Annotated in this window: 17 protein-coding genes; 12 read left to right on the forward strand and 5 right to left on the reverse strand. The window is 56.5% G+C overall.

What is annotated here, in order from left to right; translation table 11 throughout:
- Positions 1-35: 35 nt before the first annotated feature.
- The 3 genes from LJE94_00265 (at position 36) to LJE94_00275 (ending at position 3,379) form a co-directional block, all read left to right on the forward strand.
- Positions 36-872: an enoyl-CoA hydratase gene (locus tag LJE94_00265; protein ID MCG6908537.1), complete on the forward strand. Its 837-nt coding sequence runs from the start codon at positions 36-38 to the stop codon at positions 870-872.
- 83 nt (positions 873-955) lie between these two features.
- Entirely contained in the window at positions 956-2,161 is a 1,206-nt protein-coding gene (locus tag LJE94_00270) for an acyl-CoA dehydrogenase family protein (protein ID MCG6908538.1), read from the forward strand.
- A 102-nt stretch (positions 2,162-2,263) separates the two neighbouring features.
- Positions 2,264-3,379, forward strand: a complete 1,116-nt coding sequence (locus LJE94_00275) for an acyl-CoA/acyl-ACP dehydrogenase (protein MCG6908539.1) — start codon at positions 2,264-2,266, stop codon at positions 3,377-3,379.
- Positions 3,380-3,631: 252 nt separating this feature from the next.
- Here LJE94_00275 and LJE94_00280 read toward each other — a convergent pair whose 3' ends face one another.
- Positions 3,632-4,900: an acyl-CoA/acyl-ACP dehydrogenase gene (locus LJE94_00280; protein ID MCG6908540.1), complete on the reverse strand. Its 1,269-nt coding sequence runs from the start codon at positions 4,898-4,900 to the stop codon at positions 3,632-3,634.
- Positions 4,901-5,150: 250 nt separating this feature from the next.
- Between LJE94_00280 and LJE94_00285 the strand changes: the two genes are divergently transcribed.
- The 9 genes from LJE94_00285 to LJE94_00325 all read left to right on the forward strand — a co-directional run bounded on the left by LJE94_00285 (position 5,151) and on the right by LJE94_00325 (position 14,213).
- Positions 5,151-6,431, forward strand: coding sequence for a DUF4382 domain-containing protein (locus tag LJE94_00285; protein ID MCG6908541.1), 1,281 nt, complete (start codon positions 5,151-5,153; stop codon positions 6,429-6,431).
- A 271-nt stretch (positions 6,432-6,702) separates the two neighbouring features.
- A complete protein-coding gene (locus tag LJE94_00290) occupies positions 6,703-7,866 on the forward strand; it encodes an ABC transporter substrate-binding protein (GenBank protein ID MCG6908542.1) in 1,164 nt (387 codons plus the stop codon).
- 103 nt (positions 7,867-7,969) lie between these two features.
- Positions 7,970-8,935 carry a branched-chain amino acid ABC transporter permease gene (locus LJE94_00295; GenBank protein MCG6908543.1) on the forward strand — a complete coding sequence of 322 codons (966 nt, stop codon included), beginning with the start codon at positions 7,970-7,972 and terminating at the stop codon, positions 8,933-8,935.
- A gap of 20 nt (positions 8,936-8,955) precedes the next feature.
- The gene (locus LJE94_00300) at positions 8,956-10,299 is read left to right on the forward strand and encodes a branched-chain amino acid ABC transporter permease (protein ID MCG6908544.1); all 1,344 of its coding nucleotides are present in this window, start codon (positions 8,956-8,958) and stop codon (positions 10,297-10,299) included.
- Position 10,300: 1 nt separating this feature from the next.
- Positions 10,301-11,074, forward strand: a complete 774-nt coding sequence (locus LJE94_00305) for an ABC transporter ATP-binding protein (protein ID MCG6908545.1) — start codon at positions 10,301-10,303, stop codon at positions 11,072-11,074.
- Positions 11,074-11,790 carry an ABC transporter ATP-binding protein gene (locus LJE94_00310; protein MCG6908546.1) on the forward strand — a complete coding sequence of 239 codons (717 nt, stop codon included), beginning with the start codon at positions 11,074-11,076 and terminating at the stop codon, positions 11,788-11,790. Before LJE94_00305 ends, LJE94_00310 begins: the two co-directional genes overlap by 1 nt.
- A 24-nt stretch (positions 11,791-11,814) precedes the next feature.
- Positions 11,815-12,336: a hypothetical protein gene (locus tag LJE94_00315; GenBank protein MCG6908547.1), complete on the forward strand. Its 522-nt coding sequence runs from the start codon at positions 11,815-11,817 to the stop codon at positions 12,334-12,336.
- A gap of 14 nt (positions 12,337-12,350) precedes the next feature.
- Positions 12,351-13,139, forward strand: a complete 789-nt coding sequence (locus LJE94_00320; protein ID MCG6908548.1) for an SDR family oxidoreductase — start codon at positions 12,351-12,353, stop codon at positions 13,137-13,139.
- A 279-nt stretch (positions 13,140-13,418) separates the two neighbouring features.
- Complete coding sequence (locus LJE94_00325; protein MCG6908549.1) at positions 13,419-14,213, forward strand: cyclic nucleotide-binding domain-containing protein; 795 nt, start codon at positions 13,419-13,421, stop codon at positions 14,211-14,213.
- A gap of 47 nt (positions 14,214-14,260) precedes the next feature.
- On the opposite strand, the gene LJE94_00330 is transcribed toward LJE94_00325, so the two are convergent.
- The 4 genes from LJE94_00330 to LJE94_00345 all read right to left on the reverse strand — a co-directional run.
- Complete coding sequence (locus tag LJE94_00330; GenBank protein MCG6908550.1) at positions 14,261-14,731, reverse strand: universal stress protein; 471 nt, start codon at positions 14,729-14,731, stop codon at positions 14,261-14,263.
- Positions 14,732-15,006: 275 nt separating this feature from the next.
- Complete coding sequence (locus LJE94_00335) at positions 15,007-15,144, reverse strand: hypothetical protein (GenBank protein MCG6908551.1); 138 nt, start codon at positions 15,142-15,144, stop codon at positions 15,007-15,009.
- Positions 15,145-15,600: 456 nt separating this feature from the next.
- Positions 15,601-18,780 (reverse strand): CHAT domain-containing protein, encoded by a 3,180-nt coding sequence (locus LJE94_00340; protein ID MCG6908552.1) that lies wholly within the window; start codon positions 18,778-18,780, stop codon positions 15,601-15,603.
- Between the two features lie 73 nt (positions 18,781-18,853).
- Positions 18,854-20,572: formylglycine-generating enzyme family protein (locus LJE94_00345; GenBank protein MCG6908553.1), on the reverse strand; the 1,719-nt coding region annotated here is incomplete at its 5' end.

Below are 20,572 nucleotides of genomic sequence, written 5' to 3' on the forward strand. Positions count from 1 at the left end.
CTAAATGAACAAAGGAACAATAAAGGAGTAAACCGATGCCCTTGAACTTGGAACTCATCGGAAAAAAGACCGAACCGACGCCTTTTACGTACAACCAGGACTCTGTGATCCTCTACGCCCTGGGCGTGGGTGCGGGCGTGGATGAGCTTGATTTCGTTTACGAAAAAAATCTCAAGGTGCTGCCCACCTTTGCGGTCATACCGATTCTGCCCAGCATGGGGCCGTTGATGAAAAATTCGGGCATCAACATGCCCGCCGTGCTGCACGGTGAACAGAAGATCATTTTGCACGCCGCCATCCCCGATGCGGGGACGCTTTACAGCGTTGGCGAGTGGGAATCGGTGTACGACAAGGGCGACAAAGGGGCTGTCCTCAACTTCGGTTTTCAAACCTATGACCAAGAAGACCGGCTCGTTTTTGAAAACAAGATCGTGATAGTGGACCGCAGCGCGGGCAATTTCGGGGGAGACCGGGGACCGAAGGGTGAGAAGATCGATCCGCCCGAGGGAAAACAAGCGGACTTTTCCGTGACCTACGCCATTTCCAAAGACCAGGCAGCCCTATACCGGCTCAGCGGCGACAAGAATCCCCTGCACGTCGATCCCGAGTTTGCCAAAAAAGGCAAACTTCCGGCCCCTATCCTGCATGGCCTTTGCACCTATGGTCATGCCGGCCGGGCCATACTGCACAGCGTGTGCGACGGGGAGCCGTCCAAACTGAAGTCGTTTGCGGCCCGCTTCATGAACGTTGTCTTTCCCGGTGAGACCATAACGGTCGACGGTTGGAAAAGGGAGACGGGAGGGGTTGTCATCCAGGTGAAAGCCGGCGATGGCCGTCTGATTCTGGGCAATGCCCTGGCTGAGCTTGCATGACTCTCGCGATGAACAAAACCCTTCAAGGGTGAAACCAATGCCGAGTCCTATGGACCCGGGTATCTACTTTAGGGGAAGTGAACATGGACTTCAAACTGACCGAAGCAGAGAAATTGAAGCAGCAGGAATTCGAGGAATTCTTTAATGCCGAAATGAAAAACGCCCCGCCGAAGTACGGCAACGGCGGCCTGGAAGGCATCTACGACACGGAGGAGGGATTCGCCTTCCACAAATACATGGCCGGGAAACTGGCGGAAAAGGGCTGGCTCTCCATGGGATGGCCCAAAGCATATGGGGGCCAGGAGGCGTCCATCATGGAGCAGGTCATATTCGATGAGGTCAGGGGCTACTACAACGCCCCTGGGGTGGACGGCTTTGCCGTGGGCATGTTCGCCCCCACGCTGATAGCGGGGGCCAGCGAAGAGCAGAAGGCGCGGCTGTTGCCGCCCATCAGGGACGGAAAGGCGTTTTACTGCCAGGGGTGGAGCGAACCCGATGCAGGTTCGGACTTGGCCTCCCTGACCACGACAGCCGTCCGCGAGGGGGACCATTACGTGGTCAACGGACAGAAAACGTGGACCACCGGCGCACACCGCGCCGAGTACATGTTTCTGCTGGCCCGCACCGACCCCGAGTCGAAACGGGGCAAGGGGCTTTCCGTCTTTCACCTGCGCATGGACCTGCCGGGCGTACAGGTGCGCCCGCTTCTGTTCATGAACGGCAAGCACGTTTACAATGAAGTTTTTTTCAACGACGTGAAAGTCCCCGCCGAAGATTTGATCGGCGTGGAGGGGGAGGGCTGGGCCCTGACGCGCCAGACCATGAATTTCGAAAGGAGCGGGGCCGGCGGGTTTTCAGGTGCAAAGCGCTATCTCGAAGAGCTGATGGGCTATTCCAAAAAGACGCTTCGAAACGGCAAACCCCTGTCCAAAGACCCCGACACGCGGCGTAAAATAGCCGAGCTGTTTATCGGGGCGGAAGTAGGACGAACGCTGGCTTACAAAATTGCCTGGATGCATCAGAAGGGTGATTTCGCCGGCCTGATTACCGCGGCCTCCGCCTCCAAGCTTTTTTCGACCGAGCTGGCTCAAAAGCTGGCCAATTACGCGACGGAGGTGATGGGGCTTTACGGTCAGCTGGAAGACGACCCCCTGGCACCCATGGGCGGCGCCATGACGGAACTGTATCAGATGAGCAAAGGCGCCACCATTTTTGCCGGGACCAACGAAATCCAGCGCAACCTTATTGCCTGGGTGGGGCTGGGATTGCCGCGCTTAAAATTCAAATAAATTTTCATGCTTCATTGGACGATGCCCGCATGATTTATGAACTGGTTTCATGCTCCGGCGTACGTCGGCCGGCATGAAGATTTATATGGAGGAAATCAATCAATGGATCTGGATTTCAGTAAAGAGCAGGAAATGCTGCGCAAGTCGGTGGCCGAGTTTCTGTCCAAGGAATGCCCTTTCGACACCGTCAGGGAGATCGAGGACAGTGACGAGGGATTCGATAAGAAAATGTGGAAAAAAATGGCCGAATTGGGATGGATGGAGCTTCACTTCCCCGAGGCCTACGGCGGATTGGGGGATCCCTTTGCCGACATGTCTATTATCATGGAGGAGATGGGCAGGAAGGCCTTCCCAAGCCCTTTTTTCTCCACGGTCATCCAATGCGGCCTGATCCTCGTGGAGGGCGCATCGGAAAAGCAGAAAAAAGTATTGCTGCCCAAGATCGCAGCCGGAAAAGAGATCATGGCCCTGGCGCAATACGAGGAAGAGGCCAGCTATCTCGAATCCGGGATCAGGCTGGAAGCCCGGCGCGAGGGCGACGATTATGTGCTAAACGGCAGGAAGCTGTTCGCCCTGGATGCCAATATCGCCGATGATATCATCGTTGCCGCCAGGACCGATGAGGGGGTAACGCTGTTTCTGGTGAGTGCGGGGGCGCCCGGTGTGACCATTGAGAAGATGCGGACGATCGGCAAGGACAACAATTGCACGGTCTCCTTAGACAAGGTCAGGGTGCCGGCGGCGGACACGGTCGGCGAACCGGGCCAGGGGTGGGCTATTCTCGAGAGGGTGGTCCCCAAGGCGATCGTGGCCAAGTGTGCCGAGATGCTCGGCGGGTGTGCGGAGTCCATTGCCATGACCGCAGCCTATGCCAAGGAACGGGTGCAGTACGGAACGCCCATCGGCGGGTTCCAGGCCATCCAGCACTACATGGCCAACATGCGCGTAGCCTATGACACCAGCATTTACTACCTTCACAAAGTGGCCTGGATGCTGGATCAGGACATGGATGCCGGCCAGGAGGTCTCGGCGCTCAAGGCGCAGGTGAACGAGCAGTACAAGTATATCACCGAGCGCGCGGTGCAGATCCACGGCGGTATCGGGACCACGCGGGAATTCAACATCGGCCTGTTCTACCGGCGGGCCAAGGCGTTCGAGTACATCCTCGGCGACACCGGGTATCATCTGGAGAAGATCGCCGACGCCCTGGAACTCTAGTTCATGATCAGAAGTCAGACGTGAGACGTCGAAAGTCAGAGGTCTCAGGGGATACGGCTCAGGGCGCAGGGCTCGAGGTGCAGACCGTTCAACGCGTGATGCTTTGAAATTGCCTTGGGCCTTGCGCCATGCGTTTTGCGTTTAACATTTCACGATTCACTACTCAACACCTGACGCGGGTTTATGGATCACTTGGATCCTTGGGCACTGGTTCCTTAAACCGTCTGATAACACTTTAGCTCAGTCAGTTGCTTATATCGTACCACCGAACACCGTGCGCATGTCTTCGTCCGTAAAACAGCGTTCCGATTCGTCGGGGTGCATGGCATCCTCTTCCATTTTGCGCCGGTCGTAGGCCGGGTCCAGAACCTGGTTGTAGTATTCGTGCTGGATCATGAGGTTCATGATTTCGCTGGTGCCGGTCCAGATCATGCCCAACCGGGTGTCCCGCAGGGCCCTTTCGATAGGGTAGACATCCGTGTAGCCAATGCCCCCCATGACCTGCATGGCGCCGTTGACCACGTCCCAGGCCGCTTCGGTGGCAAAGCGCTTTGCCTCGCTGACGATACGGCGCAGGTTGGGATAGTTTTCGTCCACGGCCCTGGCTGCCATGAAACAGATGCCGCGGGCGGCGTCGAGCCGGGTTACGGCATCGGCCACCTTGAAGCTGACGCCCTGGTAATTACGGATTTCCCGGCCGAAGGTCCTTCTTTTGTCGGTGTAGCGCACCGCCAGATCCAGGGCGCCCCAGACGCCCAGGCTTGCCGAAGCGGATGTCAGGCGCTCGGGGATCATCATCTGGTGAAAACAGAGGGCGCCCCCATGCAGTTCGCCCACGAGGTTTTCCCTGGGCACCTCGACATCCCTGAACACGAGCCGTCCGGTGCCGCCTCCCCGGCAGCCCATGAGGCCGTAAAGGTATTCGGTTTCCACGCCGGGTCCTTTGTCCACGATCAGGAGGCTGAGACGGCTGTATTTGTGGGCATCGGGGTCGAAGTTGGTTTTACAGTAGACCAGGAAGAAGTCGGCCCCTTCGGCGCCGACCACAAACCGTTTCATGCCGTTTAAGACAAAGTGGTCGCCTTTCAATTCGGCCCGGGTCATGGCGCCGAAAAAGTCCGACCCGCCGCGGGGCTCGGTGAGTGCTTCGGCCGCCACCAGGCTACCCTCGATATAGGGCTTCAGGTATTTCTGTTTCTGTTCCTCGGTTCCGAAGACGTTCAACGCTTCGCCCACGATGGACGGCATCACGAAGGCGCATCCCAGGGCCATGCCCAGGCAGCCGATCTCCTCGTTGGCGGCGACTTCCGCTACCCAATTCATCCCGCGCCCACCGTACTTTCGGGGGAAACGGATTCCCCGCAATCCCCTGTCCGCCAGTTTCTGCACGAATTCGCGCGGGTAGGTGATGTCGTCGTTGTCCATCCGCCGTAAAAAATCGCCGGTAATTTCTTCGCTGACGAATCGGCGCACCTCTTTTTTCAGTTCCTGTTCTTCCGGGGTGAGCAGAAAATCATACATGATGCCTCCTTGAAAGATGTAATACTTTTCACATAGAAAGCGATGAAATGTGAAAAAAAGGTGTTAATATATCGATCAGCATCGATCATCGTGCGGGTGCAAAATGTCAATAAACATATTATAACATTCTGAAAAATATAAGATTAATTATAAAATTATCATTTGTGCATACATTTTGCAAGAACTTTGAGGGATAACGATGCATTCAATTTGGGTGATATGAAATCAAGGTTTTAAAAGGATGAAGATTATGAAAACGCTTAAAAAAAGTGACTGGCTGTTGGCTGCGCTGGTTTTCTTGCTTTTAGCCGCTTGCAGCGGGGGCTCCGGTTCGGACAGCGGCGCTTCGAACACCACGGGAACCCTGTCGGTGGGGCTTACGGATGCCTCCACGGAAGACTACCAGGCCGTTTATGTCACCATTGACGAGGTGCGCGTTCACCGCTGCGACACGGAGCCGGAGGGAGAAGTCGTGCCGGCGGACGCACAAGATGACGGTTTGGAGGACGACGCCTGCGACGGTCAAGGCACCTGGATCACCATGGCGACCCCTCATAAGACGTACAACCTCCTGGAACTGGTGAACGGGAAAGTCGCCTCCCTCGGAGTCGCCGAACTGGCGACGGGAACCTACTCCCAGATGCGGCTCTATCTCGGCGAGACAGCGGATGACGGGCTCAACATACTGGAAGAATCTCACCCGTATCCGAATTATGTGATCGTGGACGATGTTGCCCATGAATTGAAGGTCCCCAGCGGATACCAGAGCGGCATCAAGCTGGTCCACGCGTTCCAGATCGTGGCGGGCTCCACCGTGGATCTCCTGCTGGACTTTGACGCTGCCAAGTCCGTGGTCAAGGCCGGCAAGAGCGGCAAACGCGCGCTCAAGCCTGTCATCAAGATTTTGGGCACCGTCAATCTGGCCACTCTGAGCGGTGTGGTGACGGACGACCAGCAAACCGGCCTCGGCGGTGTCGAGGTTGCCGTGCAGACCTTTAATGACCAGGCGGCAGACCCCAAGGACCGTGTGACGTCCGTTACGACCACCTATACCGCTGCCGGCCAGGAAAATGTCGAACCGTACCAGGACGATAAGGGACAGTACCTGGTGCGCCTCCTCCCCGGCAGCTACAATATTGCCGTCTATGAACCGGGCTTCTTCCCGCAGTGCCGGAGTGTCACGCCCGAATCGGGCGACGTTCTGAATGCCGATTTCAGCCTGGTGCCGGCCGGAACCGGGAGCGTGACCGTCACCATCGAAAACTCTCCGGAGGTGGGCGATACGGAAATAATCCTGAGTTTCCGCCAGACCTGCCCCAACGAAGAGCCGTTCGAGGTGGTCGCACTGCCGTACGTCGACGGGTTCCAGGTCGATCTGCCGGGCCGGTATGACCCAGATGATCCTCCCGTCGAATATGAACTCGTGGTTTCGGCGGAGGGCTGGGAAACGCATGTCGAAACGGTCGTTGTGGCGGCAGGAGAAATCAGCGAGTATCCGGTCAGCCTGACGGCAACCCCTTCCCCCCTTTAATGGTACCCGGGCGCGTCTGCCGTTGGAAGGCGGGCAGCCCCCCGGCAGCATGGCTCGCACGCTCCGTCGATTGCAGCGGAGCGTGCGAGCCCCCTTTTGCATGTGCTCCCCGCACGTACTTTCCGGAAAGCGTTTTTTACGCCAACCCCCTTGCCGACCAGCCGCTTTGCCTATTGACATCCCGTGCGTTTTACCGCATAATCAATCCCTTGTTGTCGGTGTAGGTTTGTTTTTCCGTGGTCCTAACATGTCAAATAAAAAGGAGAATGAAATGAGGAGAGTAACTGTTATAATTGCATTGTTGGCCATGACGGCGTTGTTGGTTTCACCTTGCGCATGGGCTGCCAAGGAAATCAAGATCGGTTTCAACATTCCACTGACTGGCGACAACCCGGATGTCGGCGCTTCTTCGAAAAATGCGGCCGAAATGTATCTGAAGGAAAACCCGACTGTTAAGGCCGGCGGTGAGACCTACAACCTGAAGTTCGTCTACGAGGACAACGAGTACAAACCCGAGTCCGCCGTCAAGATCAACACCAAGCTCATCACCGAGGAGGGCGTTCTGGGCATCATCGGGCCGCAGTCCTCCAGCCAGGCGGTACCTGCCGGCGAGGTAGCCAACAACAACCAGACCCCCATGATCAGCCCGTGGTCCACCAACCCGAACACCACGTTAGACCGCCCGTACGTCTTCCGCGGGTGTTTCCTGGATCCCTTCCAGGGACCGGTGGCCGCCAATTTTGCCACGGATGAACTGGGCGCTAAGAAGGCGGCCGTGATTTATGACATCGCTGCCGACTATCCCAAGGGCCTGGCCGAAAATTTCAAAGAGGCCTTCGAAAAGATCCATGGCCCGGGATCGGTGGTCGCGTTTGAAAGCTTCACCACCGGCGACAAGGACTTTTCGGCTCAGATGACCAACATCGTCATGTCCAAGGCCGATGTCCTTTTTATTCCCCAGTATTACTCCGAAGTGCCGCTGATCATCCGTTCGGCCAAGGAGATGGGGTGGACGCGCGACATCCTGGGCGCCGATGCCTGGGGCGGCGGTGACCTGATGGGTCTTTGCGGGGACGACTGCAAGGGGTACTACTTTTCCACGCACTATGCCGCAGCCGGCGCCAAGGGCGCCACCAAGGCGTTTATCGATGCCTACACCGAGCAATACGGCAAAACCCCGGACGATGTCGCGGCGCTCACCTGGGACACCATCGGCCTCATGGTTCAGGCCATCAAAGACACCGGCGGGTTGTCGGGAAATATCAAGAGCGACCGCACCAAGGTCAAGGATGCCCTGGCGGGTATCAAAGACTTTCCCGGCATCACCGGCACCATGACCTTTACGCCGGACGGCGACCCCAAGAAGTGTGCGGTCATCGTACAGATCAATGAGCAGGGTCAGTTCGCTTTCCACAAGTCCGTCTGCCCCAAATAAATTCACGGGAATTTATTTGTAAGATTGTCACAACAAGCGCCCACTGTGTGTTGTTAACGCGGTGGGCGCTTATATTAAGAAGATTTATTTTGGAGGAAAACGCATGACCTTCAACTTTTTCATGCAGAACCTCATCAACGCCCTCCAGTGGGGAAGTTTTTATGCCCTGATCGCACTGGGCTACTCCATGGTTTACAGCATTCTCATGCTGTTCAACTTCGCCCACGGGGACATTTTCATGGTGGGCGCCTACATCGGGCTGGGCGTGTCCACCGGACTGCTGGCCCTGGTGGGGACCGGAGCGACCGCTATATTGCCGGGCTGGTCGGTTCTGGTGTTGACCATCCTGATATCCATGTTCCTGACGGCTTTTGTGGGGATTATCGTGGAGAGGGTCGGGTATCGTCCGCTGCGCGACGCTCCCCGTGCCTCCGCCGCCATTACCGGTTTGATGATCGGCATCATCCTGGAAACAGGCAACATTCTGTTTCTGGGCGGATCGCGCCTCAAGTTCCCCCAGCTCATCCAATCCGTCACCTACAACATCGGTGGGGTCTACGTGACCAACAAGAAAATCATGATCGTGTTGGTTTCACTCGGGTTGATGCTGGCCCTGCACCAGTTCGTGACGCGTACCAAGTATGGCATGGCCATGCGGGCCATGGCCTACGATTACCTGGTCATCCCCCTGATGGGCGTATCCATGAACCGGGTGGCCGTCATGACCTTTGCCATCGGTTCGGCTCTGGCGGCGGCGGCGGGAATCCTTTTCGGATTGGCCTATCCGGTGTTGGACCCCTACATGGGGGTCAGTTTCGGATGGAAAGCCTTTGTAGCGGCGATTCTTGGGGGGCGCGGCTCAATTATGGGGGCCTGTATCGCCGGGTTCATGCTGGGATTCATCGAAATCATGACCGTACCGGCCATCCAGATCGTGAACCGCCTTTTCGAGCTGAATATCGGATCGAATTTGAGAGACCTGATCGCATATTCCATCGTCTTGCTGATTCTCATATTCAGACCCCACGGGCTGTTCGGCGAGGCATATAGTGCCAAACTGCGTCTGTAATATTTTTAAGGATAAAATAAATGTCTGCTACCGCTGAATTAAAACAGACAAATGGTTTCAAAAGCCTTTTCAAAAGGCTTTATGGCAACGCTCCCCTTCTGGGAATTCTCTTGGGATTTTTTATCTGCACCCTTTGGGAAATGCTGATCGGCGAAACGCTGGCTTCATGGCTGCTTCTGCCCAAAATGCCCATTCTGTTCGGTATGGTGACCGTATCCAAGGTGTTTGCCGGGCTGATCAACCTGGCGATCAAAGGGACGCCTTTTGAGTGGTTTTCGCTGATCCACGTGCCCATGGCGCTGATCTACTTCGGTGTGGTCTACGCCGTTCCCCTGGCCGTCGTTATCCGGTTGACGGTCCGGTCGGCCAACGCCGTTGCCCGGTCCCTTCAACAACTGCCGCTCATCGTGACGGCGCTGGTGCACCTGGGGATGCTGTACGCCATCTTCCACTTCTGGGCGGGGTTGAGCGATTACCGGCTGATTTCGTTGAAATTGACGCTCATTGCCGTCCTGCTGACCCTCAGCTTGAACATCATCAACGGCTACATGGGGGAATTTTCCTGCTCCCATCCGGGCTTCATGGCCGTGGGCGCCTATATGTCCTCCGTGTTTACGGTCGGGCTTTTCGTCAACGACAAAGTGCTCGGAGATGCGCTGCTGGGTGTTCCCATGGCATATGTGAGCTTCCCCCTCGCCCTGATTTTCGGCGGTCTGTGTGCATCCCTGTGCGCGCTGGTGGTTGCCGTCCCTTCCTTCCGGACACGGGGGGACTACCTGGCCATTATCAGTCTGGCGTTCCTGTTCATCGTCAAGAGTTTTTTCGAGAACATGCAGTCATTGGGCGGTGCCAGGGGCATCATGGGGCAGCCCAACTGGGCGACGCTCCCGGTTATATTCGTTGTCGTTGTGTTCGGGGTATGGGCCATCAACAATTTCGTGAATTCCACGCTCGGCAAGGCGCTCAATGCCGTGCGGGACGATGAGATGGCCGCTGATGCCATGACCGTAAACACCCGCAAAACCAAAATGGTCGCCTTCCTTTTCGGGGCTTTCTGGGCCGGGATGGCCGGCGGGCTTCTGGCCCACGTGCTGCGGTTCATCAACCCGGCCATGTTCGGCATACAAAAGCTGGCGGAGGTTCTGGCAATGGTCTATTTCGGCGGCCTCAATTCGGTTTACGGATCCATTGTGGGGGCCGTTTCCATCAGTCTGCTGGGCGAGGTTCTGCGGCCGCTGGAAATCCTGAAATGGATTGTCATCCCCCTGCTGCTTATTCTGGTGATGGTTTACAGACCCACCGGCCTGGTCGCGTTCAAGACGTTCAATGTGCGCGAGGCTTTCGGACCAAAGGAGGTGGAGTAGGATGCCGCTGCTCGAAGTCACAGATATGAGTCATTCTTTCGGCGGGCTCAAAGCCGTTTCCAACTACAACTTGAGCCTTGAACCCGGACAGATTACCGGGCTGATCGGCCCCAACGGTGCGGGGAAAACAACTATATTTAATCTGATAACCGGTATCTACAAACCCATGGTAGGCGAGGTCCGCTTGAACGGGACCAACATGGTCGGCAAAAGGCCCGACCAGATCGCCGCCAAGGGAATCGGGCGTACTTTTCAGGAGATGCGGCTGTGGCGGCACATGACGGTTATGGAGCATGTCATGATGGCCCGCTATTCCAAACTTTCCTACGGCCTGTTCGGTGCTTTCCTGGACAGCCCCAAACGAAGGACGGAAGAGATAGCTTCCGAGGCACTGGCCCTGGAATACATGGAACTGTTCGGCGTGGACCAGTATGCGGATCAGCTGGTGGTCAATTTGCCCTATGGCGCCCAGCGGCGGGTGGAGATGGCCCGGGCGCTGGCCACGGAACCCCAGGTGCTGCTGCTGGACGAGCCGACGGTGGGCATGACCCCCGAAGAAATGGAGGACATGATCATGGTGGTGCGCAAGGCCCACGAACGCTTCAACCTGGCCATTTTTCTGATCGAACACCGCCTGCGCGTGGTGCGGGAGTTGTGCCAGCATGTCCAGACGCTGGTGTTCGGGGAAGTGCTGGTGGAAGGCACGCCCGAAGAAGTTCAAAATCACCCCAAGGTCATCGAGGCATATATCGGTGAACAGGAGATAGATTTCTAATGCTGCTGGATGTAAAGAACCTTCAAGTTGCCTACGGCAGGATCAAGGCTTTGCACGGTATCGACTTCAACATCGCGGAAGGCGAGATCGTAACCATCATCGGTGCCAACGGCGCCGGGAAAAGCTCTACGTTGCGGGCGATTTCGCGGCTGGTGCCTTCCGGGGAGGGTACGGCCATGACGTTTGCGGGGAAAGATCTCTTGAAGTATCCGCCGGAAAAGGTAGTCAGCCAGCTCGGTATTTCCCATGTTCCCGAGGGGCGCCGCCTGTTCGGCAATTTGACCGTGCTGGAAAACTTGAAACTGGCGGCCTTTGCCCGCAGCGACAAGGAAAATGTCGATAAAGACATCGAGCGGGTTTTTGCCATTTTTTCACGCCTGGAAGAGCGCAAAACCCAGAAGGCCGGCACCATGTCGGGCGGCGAGCAGCAGATGCTGGCCGTGGGGCGCGCCTTCGTTTCCGGGCGCCGGCTGATGCTGCTGGACGAACCGTCCATGGGCCTTTCGCCGCTTTTAATGAAACGCGTGTTTATGTCCCTGAAGGAGATCAACCAGTCTGAGGGGACCGCTATCCTGCTTGTGGAGCAGAACGCCCGTTTGGCGCTGAAGTTCGCTCAACGCGGCTATGTGCTGGAAAACGGCAACATGGTGCTGCAAGGCGATGCTGCGGATCTTCTGGACAACCAGGAGGTTCAGAAAGCTTATCTGGGGGGATAGACAGCGGGAAGGAGGACATCAACCATGAACGGAGACAAGCATCCGTGGGCCGGTGTTGCAAGGCTGATTATTATCATCCTGTTTCTGTCGGCTGGGGTCACTGCCGCTAATGCCGGCCCCTTCGAAAAAGGTAGCCGCCGGTTTTCCATCGTCGCCGGGTCCGGCAGGATGCTGGACAGCAACTATGCCATCTTTGGCGTGGGCGCGGGGGTGTTCGCAGCGGACGGCCTGGAACTGGGGCTGGACGGCGAGGCATGGCTGGGAAGCGACCCGGGCATCTACAAACTGAGTCCGCGGGCCACCTACATTCTGCCCGTCCGGTCTCGGGTGAGGCCGTATGGAGGCGTTTTCTACAGCCACATTTTCATCGAGGATTACGATGACCTTGATACGGCCGGTGTCCGGGGGGGTGTTTATATCACCACCGATAAAAGTTGGTTTCTCGGCCTGGGGGCTGTATACGAGGTCTACCTCAACTGCGACGAATCCATTCACGCGTCCTGTGACGACACCTACCCTGAAGTTTCGATTTTAATCACGTTTTAGAAGGAGCTGGAGACATGGACCTCGGAATCGAAGGCAAGATCGCACTGGTGGCCGCGGCAACCCGGGGGCTGGGCAGAGGGTGCGCGGATCAACTGGCCGCCGAAGGGTGCCGGGTGGCCGTCTGTTCGCGGGATGCCGCCGAAGCAGGGCAGGCTGCCCGGGAAATAGCCACCCGGTCAGGAAGCGAGGCCAAGGGGTTCGCCGCAGACCTGTCACTGCCTGATGACATCGACCGTTTGCTGGCGGATGTCCGGTCGTCGCTGGGGGCTCCGGATATCCTGGTGACCAATGCCGGCGGCCCGCCTCCGGGGACGTATGCCAGCACACCGCTGGACGCCTATGAAAAGGCTTTTGAACTGACCCTGATGAGCGCCGTCCGCCTGATTAACGGGGTCACTGCGGCCATGGTGGCCAAGGGATGGGGGCGCATTATCGCCATCACGTCGGTTTCGGTGAAGCAGCCCATCGGCAACCTCCTGCTGTCCAACATGGCCAGGGCGGGGTTGACCGGCTTTTTAAAAACCGTGTCGACCGAACTGGCGCCGGCAGGCATTACCGTCAACGCCCTTCTTCCGGGGATACACAAAACCGCGCGCGTCGAGCAGCTGGTGCAGGACCGCTGCAGCCGGGAGGGAAGGGATCCCGATGAAATCTATGCGGAAATGATCGCGGACACACCGAGCAGCACCATTGGCGACCCGTCCGATTTCGGGGCGGCGGCCGCTTTTCTGGCCGGACGTCAGGCGTGCTTCATCACCGGACAGAACCTGCTGGTGGACGGGGGAAGCTACAGGGGAATGTAATGAACAAAGCGCTTCCGGGGTGAAATAAGTGCCGGACCCTGCAGCCTGGGTATCTACCCTGTTGTGAAATCATTCCCAAGAATTTAAGGCAGTTATGGGAAACTGGAATAAGACCGGCTCCCGCTATGCCGCGCGGAAGCCTTGAAGGAGGTTTGAGGACGATAATGGTTTACATTCGGCATATATCCTCACCCTCAAATATTGTTACTTTGTGGCAGATTGTCAAGGCGACACGGATGATCGCTGGGCCACAAATGCTGCCGAAACAGAGGACAGGGCATGCCAGACGAAGAAAAAAACAATAAAAATCAAAATAATACATTCATCGTCGCAAATCTGGGCATGGAGATCGAATTGACCGCCACCGCTGCCCTGATCCCCGTCGACCGGGCGATTCTGGGCGAGCACGAGTGGCCGGCAGTGGGTAGAATAAACAGTGCTTCGGATCTCCAATTAATTCTTTGGGCCCGGTATCTTCCCATCGCTAAAAATTCGGCCGAAACGACCGTTTTCAACCGAATCAGGCATCAGATATCCGAGCGGAAGCTGCTGCTTGACGACCATCTGATCGAACAGAAGGATTACAAACAGATCATCAGCCAAAAGCTGGACCGCCTGCAAAAATTCAAAAGCATCCCTGCATTCTCCGAACTGGACGATGAGCAGATGCAAAAGCTGATGGAGCGCAGTGCAATAAAACACTACCCGGCAGGCGCGACCATCATCGGAGCGGACAATTGCGACCAGCGGGTGCATTATCTCTACAGCGGCGCGGCCAGGGTGGTGAGCAGGGATGTCGAACTCTACACAGTCAAGCGCAGGGGAGACATCCTCAGTGAACTGGACGCCATGCACCGGTCGGTGCGTCAATATTCCGTGCACGCCGTCGAAGACACGACCTGTATTCTAACCGCGGTGGAGATCGCCCGTCCCAAGGGAAAAGAGCGGTCCGATGAGACGCTTGTAAAAACGCTGGTGAGAACGAACCAGATGCTGAGGGACCGGCTGGAGCTCACCACACGGCAACTGATGAAAGCCAAAGCCATCATTCATAAATTGAGCCCCAAAAAATAACCGCTCAGTTGCAACGCTGGGGATAACAGCGTATCTTCCAGTTTTTCCTAGTTGACGATGAACAGGGAAGCCTTTTCAATGCCCTGGATCACCTTTTGTGTGGTGCCGCCGAACAGGAAGGCTTTGATGCCGGAAATCCCCCTTTTCCCCAGCACGAGAACGTCATAGTTGTTGTCCGCTTCCTGAATAATATCCCTGGCAACACCATGCTGGGCCGTTTCGATTCTGATGGTAACCCGCTCCGGCTTGAATCCCTTGTCTACAAGAAGTTGCTTAGCCTTTTCGGATGCCGCCTGGACCAGGCTCCGCTTTTTATCTTCAAGCGAGCAAAATTCGCTCTGCCCATGCTTGAACAACGGTATCAATTCCGGGCTGTTCATGTTGCACAGGGCGCTGGAGTCCTGGGCGACATGGAACAAGGTCACCGCCGAGTCGGATGAGAAAGACCGGGCAACCTGTTCCACAGCCCGCATGGCATTTTCGGAATCATCGAAGGCGATCAACAAATTTCTTTCCATGACAATCTCCTTTTAGTGGGTTTACCTGAAAATCGCTAAAGCCTGGGGGCTTCAGAGTCAAGGCGTCCGAAGTTTGATCCGGCTTCGCCTGCCTGCCGCAACGGCCATTGCGTGAGGCAAAGCTGAAGGCAGGGCCCTGAAAAAAGGCCCTGCCTTTCTTATTTCTATACGGTTTTTAAAATTTTGAGTAGGTTACGGTCAGTGTGGTAAGAAGGGATGTCGATCAGCACGACCCGTAACCCGCAAGAGCGGGCCGGTCAGCCGATCGCCACCGGTCAACCCTGTACGTCGATACCGAGATCGCACCCGAGATTGGGATCGGGATCTTCGCACTCAAAATTGAAATGACGTGTATCGACATGACCTTCTTCTCTTTCCCTATCGGATTCCACGTAGCTCTGATTTTCTGACATAGGCCACCTCCATATCACCTGACATCGGTTCAGGCATTACTTTTTTCATGCACGGTCAGATTGCGGGTGTGACAAGACGGCGGGCATGAAAAGTTGCTGTCTATTGAACGGTTCCCTGCGCACAGGGAACTCGCTGAAAATACTACCCAGTATTATCACTGTGTTGTATTAAGATAGGGACGAACGATGGGATGTCAATTCCGGCATCCCCCGTCGAGCTAAATAAATTGGTCAAGTCCTGATCTAAAGTTGTCGCTTTTTCGATTTTGAGTCGCCTGTCTTCACTCTATTGGAAAATGAACATCGAGCATCCAAGGTCGAATGTGGTTTATTGGCATACTGTATTCATGTTTTCTGGGCAGTCAGCCAAAGGCAAATAGCCAACCGTTCGATGTTCGGCGTTCGATGTCGGGCCTTTATCTTAGACCTCCGACCTCCGACCACTGACTTCCGGTTTTACTGTTTCGTGATTTCGAAAGGCAGTCCCGCATCGACAGACGATGCGCCTTCGACGACATGGGCAGCGCATTCTTCAGGAGCTATCGCTATCACTTCGATGACCGTGTCCCGGTTAACGGCTTTGTACCTCTGGCCTTCAACCACCCCGACGTTTGCCCCGATATTCAGCCAGACGGTGTCGCCTTCCAGCCTATCGATTTTTCCCCTGAGGGGGTAATTTTCATCCAATTTAGCCTGCAGCTTGCCGGCGATCCGTTCCGCCAGTTCTGATATGGGAACGGCGCTTCCGACGGTCTCGTTGACGGCGGCCGTAATGCGTCCGGTTTCGGTTTCGATCAAGCGCAACGACACCTGGGTATGGGGACCGGAGGTGACAATGGTGCCGGGGACGATCAAACGCGCGGCGATGAGTTTTCCCACCGCCAGGGCCGTCCGGCGATCGGCGAGTTCGGAGGAACCGAGCTTGAGTTCGCCGAGGAGTTTGTCCAAAAGGGCGCGTTCCACAATCTGAACGCGACCGTTTTCGAGCAACTGATCAGTAATTCCGGCGAGCAACAAGGTGTCCTCCCCTTCCTGGGTTGAATAGCCCCTGGTCTTGAAATCCATGATCCAGACTGACAGCGGCTGGGAGGACCAACCGTCGGTGGGAAGCGCGCGGGATGGCTGGCCCATGCTTTTCAGAAGATCCTGCACCAACTGATCTATTCTTTCCTGTTGTTGCTTGTCATTGGCGATTTCGAGCCGCCTGCGGGTTTGTTGGGTAACGGCTGCCAGGACGCTGTCCTGCGGATTGTGAGTCCTGGCTTTTTCCAGGAGATCCAGAGCGGCGCGTTCGTCGCCGTTTTGGCTCAACAGCATGGCCTGGGAAATGTATCCCTGGCTGCTTTCGGGCGCTGCCTGTGAAGCCTGCTCGTAGTACCGCAGGGCGTCATCTCTCCGATTATCGAGGGAAGCCAGCCTTCCTAAGCCGATCAGGGCGCCGGCTTTCTGCAGCTCGGTGCCCCTGGGCGCATCGATTGCCTTCAGATAGGCCGGCCGGGCTGCCGCGAGGTCGCCGTTTCTCAGGAGGATATCGCCCTGGATGAGATGGCTCAAACGGATTTTTGCATCGATAGCGGCCAACTCCCGGGCCGCTTGCAACGCTTCCCGGTAATTGCCCTGGTTGTAAAAGGTTAGCAGGGCCTGTTCCTGCCCGGTCGTGTCTGTGCGGAAAACACCGGTATAGACAGCCAAGCAAAGGGCGGCGATGATGACTGCCGCGGCGCCGGACAGTTTGGTCCAAAGCGGTAATCCCCGGCGTTTTTCCGGCGCACGGGCAACGACCTCCTCTGCTCCTGTCTGTCCGCGGCCTTTTTCCGCCCTGCCGGGCATGCTTTCGGTTGGTGCCGACCGGATGGACGTTTCCTGCGGACGGATCTGGTCCATGTAATTGAAGGTGGGATCGCCGTAAAGCAGGTAGCTGGCCCACACGATGGTTTCTTCGCCGTAACTGTCAATAAGGGATTGCCTTCCCCGTCGGACCGCTTCGCCGATGGTGGCACCGGACAAGAGATGCTTGTAGAAATGAAGGGCGAACTTACGGCCCGGTTCGTCCAGAATTTCCCAGAAGGTGCCGATGTAGTGTTTGACTCCGGAAAGAATTAATGCGTTAGCCAACCCAAAGATTTCATTGTGGAATCCATCTTTGAGAACCCATTCTTCTGTTCGGGCGGACTGGCAGGCGTTCGAAAAGACCAGGGCTGGCATGACGCCGCTTGCCGATAGTTGCATGAAGTCATCGGCTCTCAACGTCCCCTTGGAGAGTGACCACCCACTGCTCCCGGGGTTTATGTCGTCGTAGTAGGCGTGGCCTGCAAAATGGACAATGTCGAAGTTCTTCAGGTTGGGTATTAAGAGATCCGGCCTTATATCGTCTGAAAGCAGGGAGGCATTGAGCAGGTTCTGCTTCTGATCCATGAAATCCCGGAGTTCCAATCCTTCCCGGTAGGCGCTTTTCAAGTCGCCGCGTGGGTCTGCAAGAATCAGGGCTTTCAAGGGAGGGGCCAACGCGCGAAGTTTTATGCCGACCGTGGATTGGCGCGTTTTGACCAGGCGCCCCATGCTGAACCTCTGGCACAGGAATTGCTGGCCGTCGTGGAGCAGTTCCCAGGGGATCTGCACCAGTTTGTCATCGATGTTCACCGCCAGGTGCCCGGCTTTGGCAGACTGGAGATTTTCTTTGATTTTAGGGGTGAACAACTCATCCCGGAACACCTGTCCCAACTCCCTCAGCCGGAACAGGAGGCCTTGCGGTATGCGCCCTTCTCTATTGCAGGCGTTCAATGTTTCTACGATTTCATGACAGCGGGCGCCTATTTTTTCGATGGCTATGGGAATTTCTTCATATTGCCTGACCGTGCTGACTTCGCCGGGCTGTTGTTCGAAGGAACTGATCTTCAGCCGATTGTCTTCGCGGGTCACCTCCAGGTGCAGGATGCTGGGGCGCTGCCTGGCTCTTCGGTCGGTCCACTTATCGATGGATCGGACGGCGGGTTCGCTGGTGACGAGCGTCTCTGTGTGCCGCCAGATGACACGATAGAGTTCCAGGGGCTTTCCCTTGCCTTTCACCGCTACAGAGCCGTGGCGGCGGCAAAGGATTTCACTGCTGCCCCTGATATCGTCAAAGGTCGACCGGCTGACCAGTATCTGGTCGGGGTCCGCCTTGGTTTCGATGCGCGAAGCCACATTGACTACGTCGCCGGCGATATGGTCTTCATCAACCAGGGTGTTGCCGGTGTTGACGCCGATGGTCACGTGCAGTTCATCGGCGGGGTCGGTTTTCCGATTGTAAGCGGCCAGGCCTTCCTGGATGGCGATGCAGGCTTTGACAGCGTCCTCCGTCTTTTCGAAAGAGGACATAACGCCGTCGCCCATCAGGCTCAGCACCTTGCCTCCGTGGCTCTCGATAAGCGGCAAAACGATGTCGTTGTGCTTCTGGATCCAGGCCCGGCCGGCAATATCACCCCTGGTATCCATGAATTTGGTGTACCCGCAAACATCTGTGAACACGACCGACAATCGTTTGACGAATTTTTCCTGAAGAAGGTTATCGAGACGTTCACGCGCCCGCATGATATCTTCGATTTTTTCGCGCTGCGCGGCTTGAGCGCCTTCAGGTATGTCCTTTTTTTCAGGCATGGTTCTTCTCCCCGTAAGGAATTTGTCTATTTTAATGAAATATCCAAACCCGTTCCCATCGTATCCCGGGCGTTCATCGCTCCGGCATTGACGCCACCATGCGAAAGCCTCTGAAATCGGCTACAGCCGAGGGGCTGTGACCGTTGCGGGCGGCGCAACGCGCATAGTCTGCCTCCGCGTAACTCCAGGCAGCCCCCCGGTTGATCCTGATATTGTTCTGCCGGTCGTAAAACGTATGGCACCATTCGGATACATTGCCGGCCATGTCCATAACGCCATAGACCGATTCGTCCGGGGTGAAGCTTCCCACCGGGTCGGGCCCGTTGCGCTTTTTCTTTTTGGAGTTGGCCATGGAGCAAAACGTAAAGTCAAAATGATTGCCCCACGGAAAGTAGCGGCCGTCGACTCCCCGGGCGGCCTTTTCCCACTCCCACTCCTCCGGGAGGCGGAAAACCCATCCCTCCCGCTTGTGCCTGTGGGTCATCCATTTGCAGAATGCCCTGGCATCGTTCCAGGATATTCCCAGCACGGGCCAATTTTCCGGGAAGTTGTTTTCGTAGTGCGCGCCGACCTTTTTCCAGTACGGTCCGGATTTGGAAGCTTTGCGCGGGAGATACTTTTCGGCGGATCCGGGAATGCGCTTTTCCATGTCATTGATGAAAGCCAGGTATTCTTGGGCCGTGACCTCGTGACGGGAGACGAAAAACCCCGGAATGTCCCGGACGTTTCGATCGAGCGGGTAGGGTGCCGCATGGTCGCCGCCGAGAAGGCAGGGGCCCTTGGGGACATAAACAAACCCTCGCGGAACCTCCTTTTCCCTGAAAAGTCTGATAGCCGTTATCCGGCTGGATTCTCCCCTGCGTATCATCACGGGGACCCGCGTGTCCATGAATCCCCCTTTTTTTATAGTTACCAAATAGGAGCCCGCCGGAAGCTCGATGTCGCCGATTCGATCCAGGCGATCAGCATCGTCGAATCTTAACGCGGCCCGCAGGGACGGCATGGGGGTTATTTTGGCTTCGGGTTCGGCTTCATCATCCTTTCCCTCGATCGGGAACGGGGTGCGGGGGTCGAAGGCGAGGGGAACAAGCCGCCTGTCGACACCTTCCTCAAACCGGTGCAGGTAATAGCCGTCGGCGGGTGGATCGGAGGTGATCGTCAGGTTTCCGCCCTGTTCCAGGAGGGTCCGATAGCGGCCGTCATCGAAGGTCAGCACCAGCGAGCGGTAAAAGCTCATCGCCTCGCGGTCGTTTTCGCTCTCACCGGCCGTGTAGCGGTCGTAGTATATTTTGGACAGACCGCGGCGGGCTTCGGGGTTGGCCCCGTCGTAGCTGAGGACGGTAAAGAACGCGGAGATGAGGCTGCTTTCTTTCTGCAGTTTTGCGATGTTGGCGGCCGACAATGCCTTTTGGGCGTCCCACAGCGGTTGTTTGGCTTTCTGGTCTTCGAAGCCTCTGATCCGTTGCTGCATGGCTTTGATGTCTGCCTGCAGGCGATTGATTTCCGACCGGACACCCGTCAATTCCACCTGCACGGCTTTTGCCTGCTCCAAGATCGGAGCGGCTTTAGCCTGCGCCTTTTGTTTGTCGGCCATAACCGCGGATGCCTGGATTTTGACCTTGGCCCACTGGGATTCAGGGTCCAACGTCAGGGTGGCTACGTAGGCATCGTAGGCGCGTTGATAGGATTCATTTTTGTAATGCAGGTCCGCCTCTTTGACCGTTCGCTCGGCCAGGCGCTTGTTCTTGGCCGCCAACGCCTTTCCGCTGACTCTGGAGATGCCGCTCCTGGC

This window comes from Deltaproteobacteria bacterium (assembly GCA_022340465.1).
Lineage (GTDB): Bacteria > Desulfobacterota > Desulfobacteria > Desulfobacterales > B30-G6 > JAJDNW01.

Coding starts and splice junctions, on each gene's coding strand:
- LJE94_00315 (MCG6908547.1), top strand. CDS start 11,815: ATGAACGGAGACAAGCATCCGTGGGCCGGTGTTGCAAGGCTGATTATT.
- LJE94_00330 (MCG6908550.1), bottom strand. CDS start 14,731: ATGGAAAGAAATTTGTTGATCGCCTTCGATGATTCCGAAAATGCCATG.
- LJE94_00310 (MCG6908546.1), top strand. CDS start 11,074: ATGCTGCTGGATGTAAAGAACCTTCAAGTTGCCTACGGCAGGATCAAG.
- LJE94_00280 (MCG6908540.1), bottom strand. CDS start 4,900: ATGTATGATTTTCTGCTCACCCCGGAAGAACAGGAACTGAAAAAAGAG.
- LJE94_00275 (MCG6908539.1), top strand. CDS start 2,264: ATGGATCTGGATTTCAGTAAAGAGCAGGAAATGCTGCGCAAGTCGGTG.
- LJE94_00325 (MCG6908549.1), top strand. CDS start 13,419: ATGCCAGACGAAGAAAAAAACAATAAAAATCAAAATAATACATTCATC.
- LJE94_00295 (MCG6908543.1), top strand. CDS start 7,970: ATGACCTTCAACTTTTTCATGCAGAACCTCATCAACGCCCTCCAGTGG.
- LJE94_00265 (MCG6908537.1), top strand. CDS start 36: ATGCCCTTGAACTTGGAACTCATCGGAAAAAAGACCGAACCGACGCCT.
- LJE94_00290 (MCG6908542.1), top strand. CDS start 6,703: ATGAGGAGAGTAACTGTTATAATTGCATTGTTGGCCATGACGGCGTTG.
- LJE94_00340 (MCG6908552.1), bottom strand. CDS start 18,780: ATGCCTGAAAAAAAGGACATACCTGAAGGCGCTCAAGCCGCGCAGCGC.
- LJE94_00335 (MCG6908551.1), bottom strand. CDS start 15,144: ATGTCAGAAAATCAGAGCTACGTGGAATCCGATAGGGAAAGAGAAGAA.
- LJE94_00300 (MCG6908544.1), top strand. CDS start 8,956: ATGTCTGCTACCGCTGAATTAAAACAGACAAATGGTTTCAAAAGCCTT.
- LJE94_00285 (MCG6908541.1), top strand. CDS start 5,151: ATGAAAACGCTTAAAAAAAGTGACTGGCTGTTGGCTGCGCTGGTTTTC.
- LJE94_00305 (MCG6908545.1), top strand. CDS start 10,301: ATGCCGCTGCTCGAAGTCACAGATATGAGTCATTCTTTCGGCGGGCTC.
- LJE94_00270 (MCG6908538.1), top strand. CDS start 956: ATGGACTTCAAACTGACCGAAGCAGAGAAATTGAAGCAGCAGGAATTC.
- LJE94_00320 (MCG6908548.1), top strand. CDS start 12,351: ATGGACCTCGGAATCGAAGGCAAGATCGCACTGGTGGCCGCGGCAACC.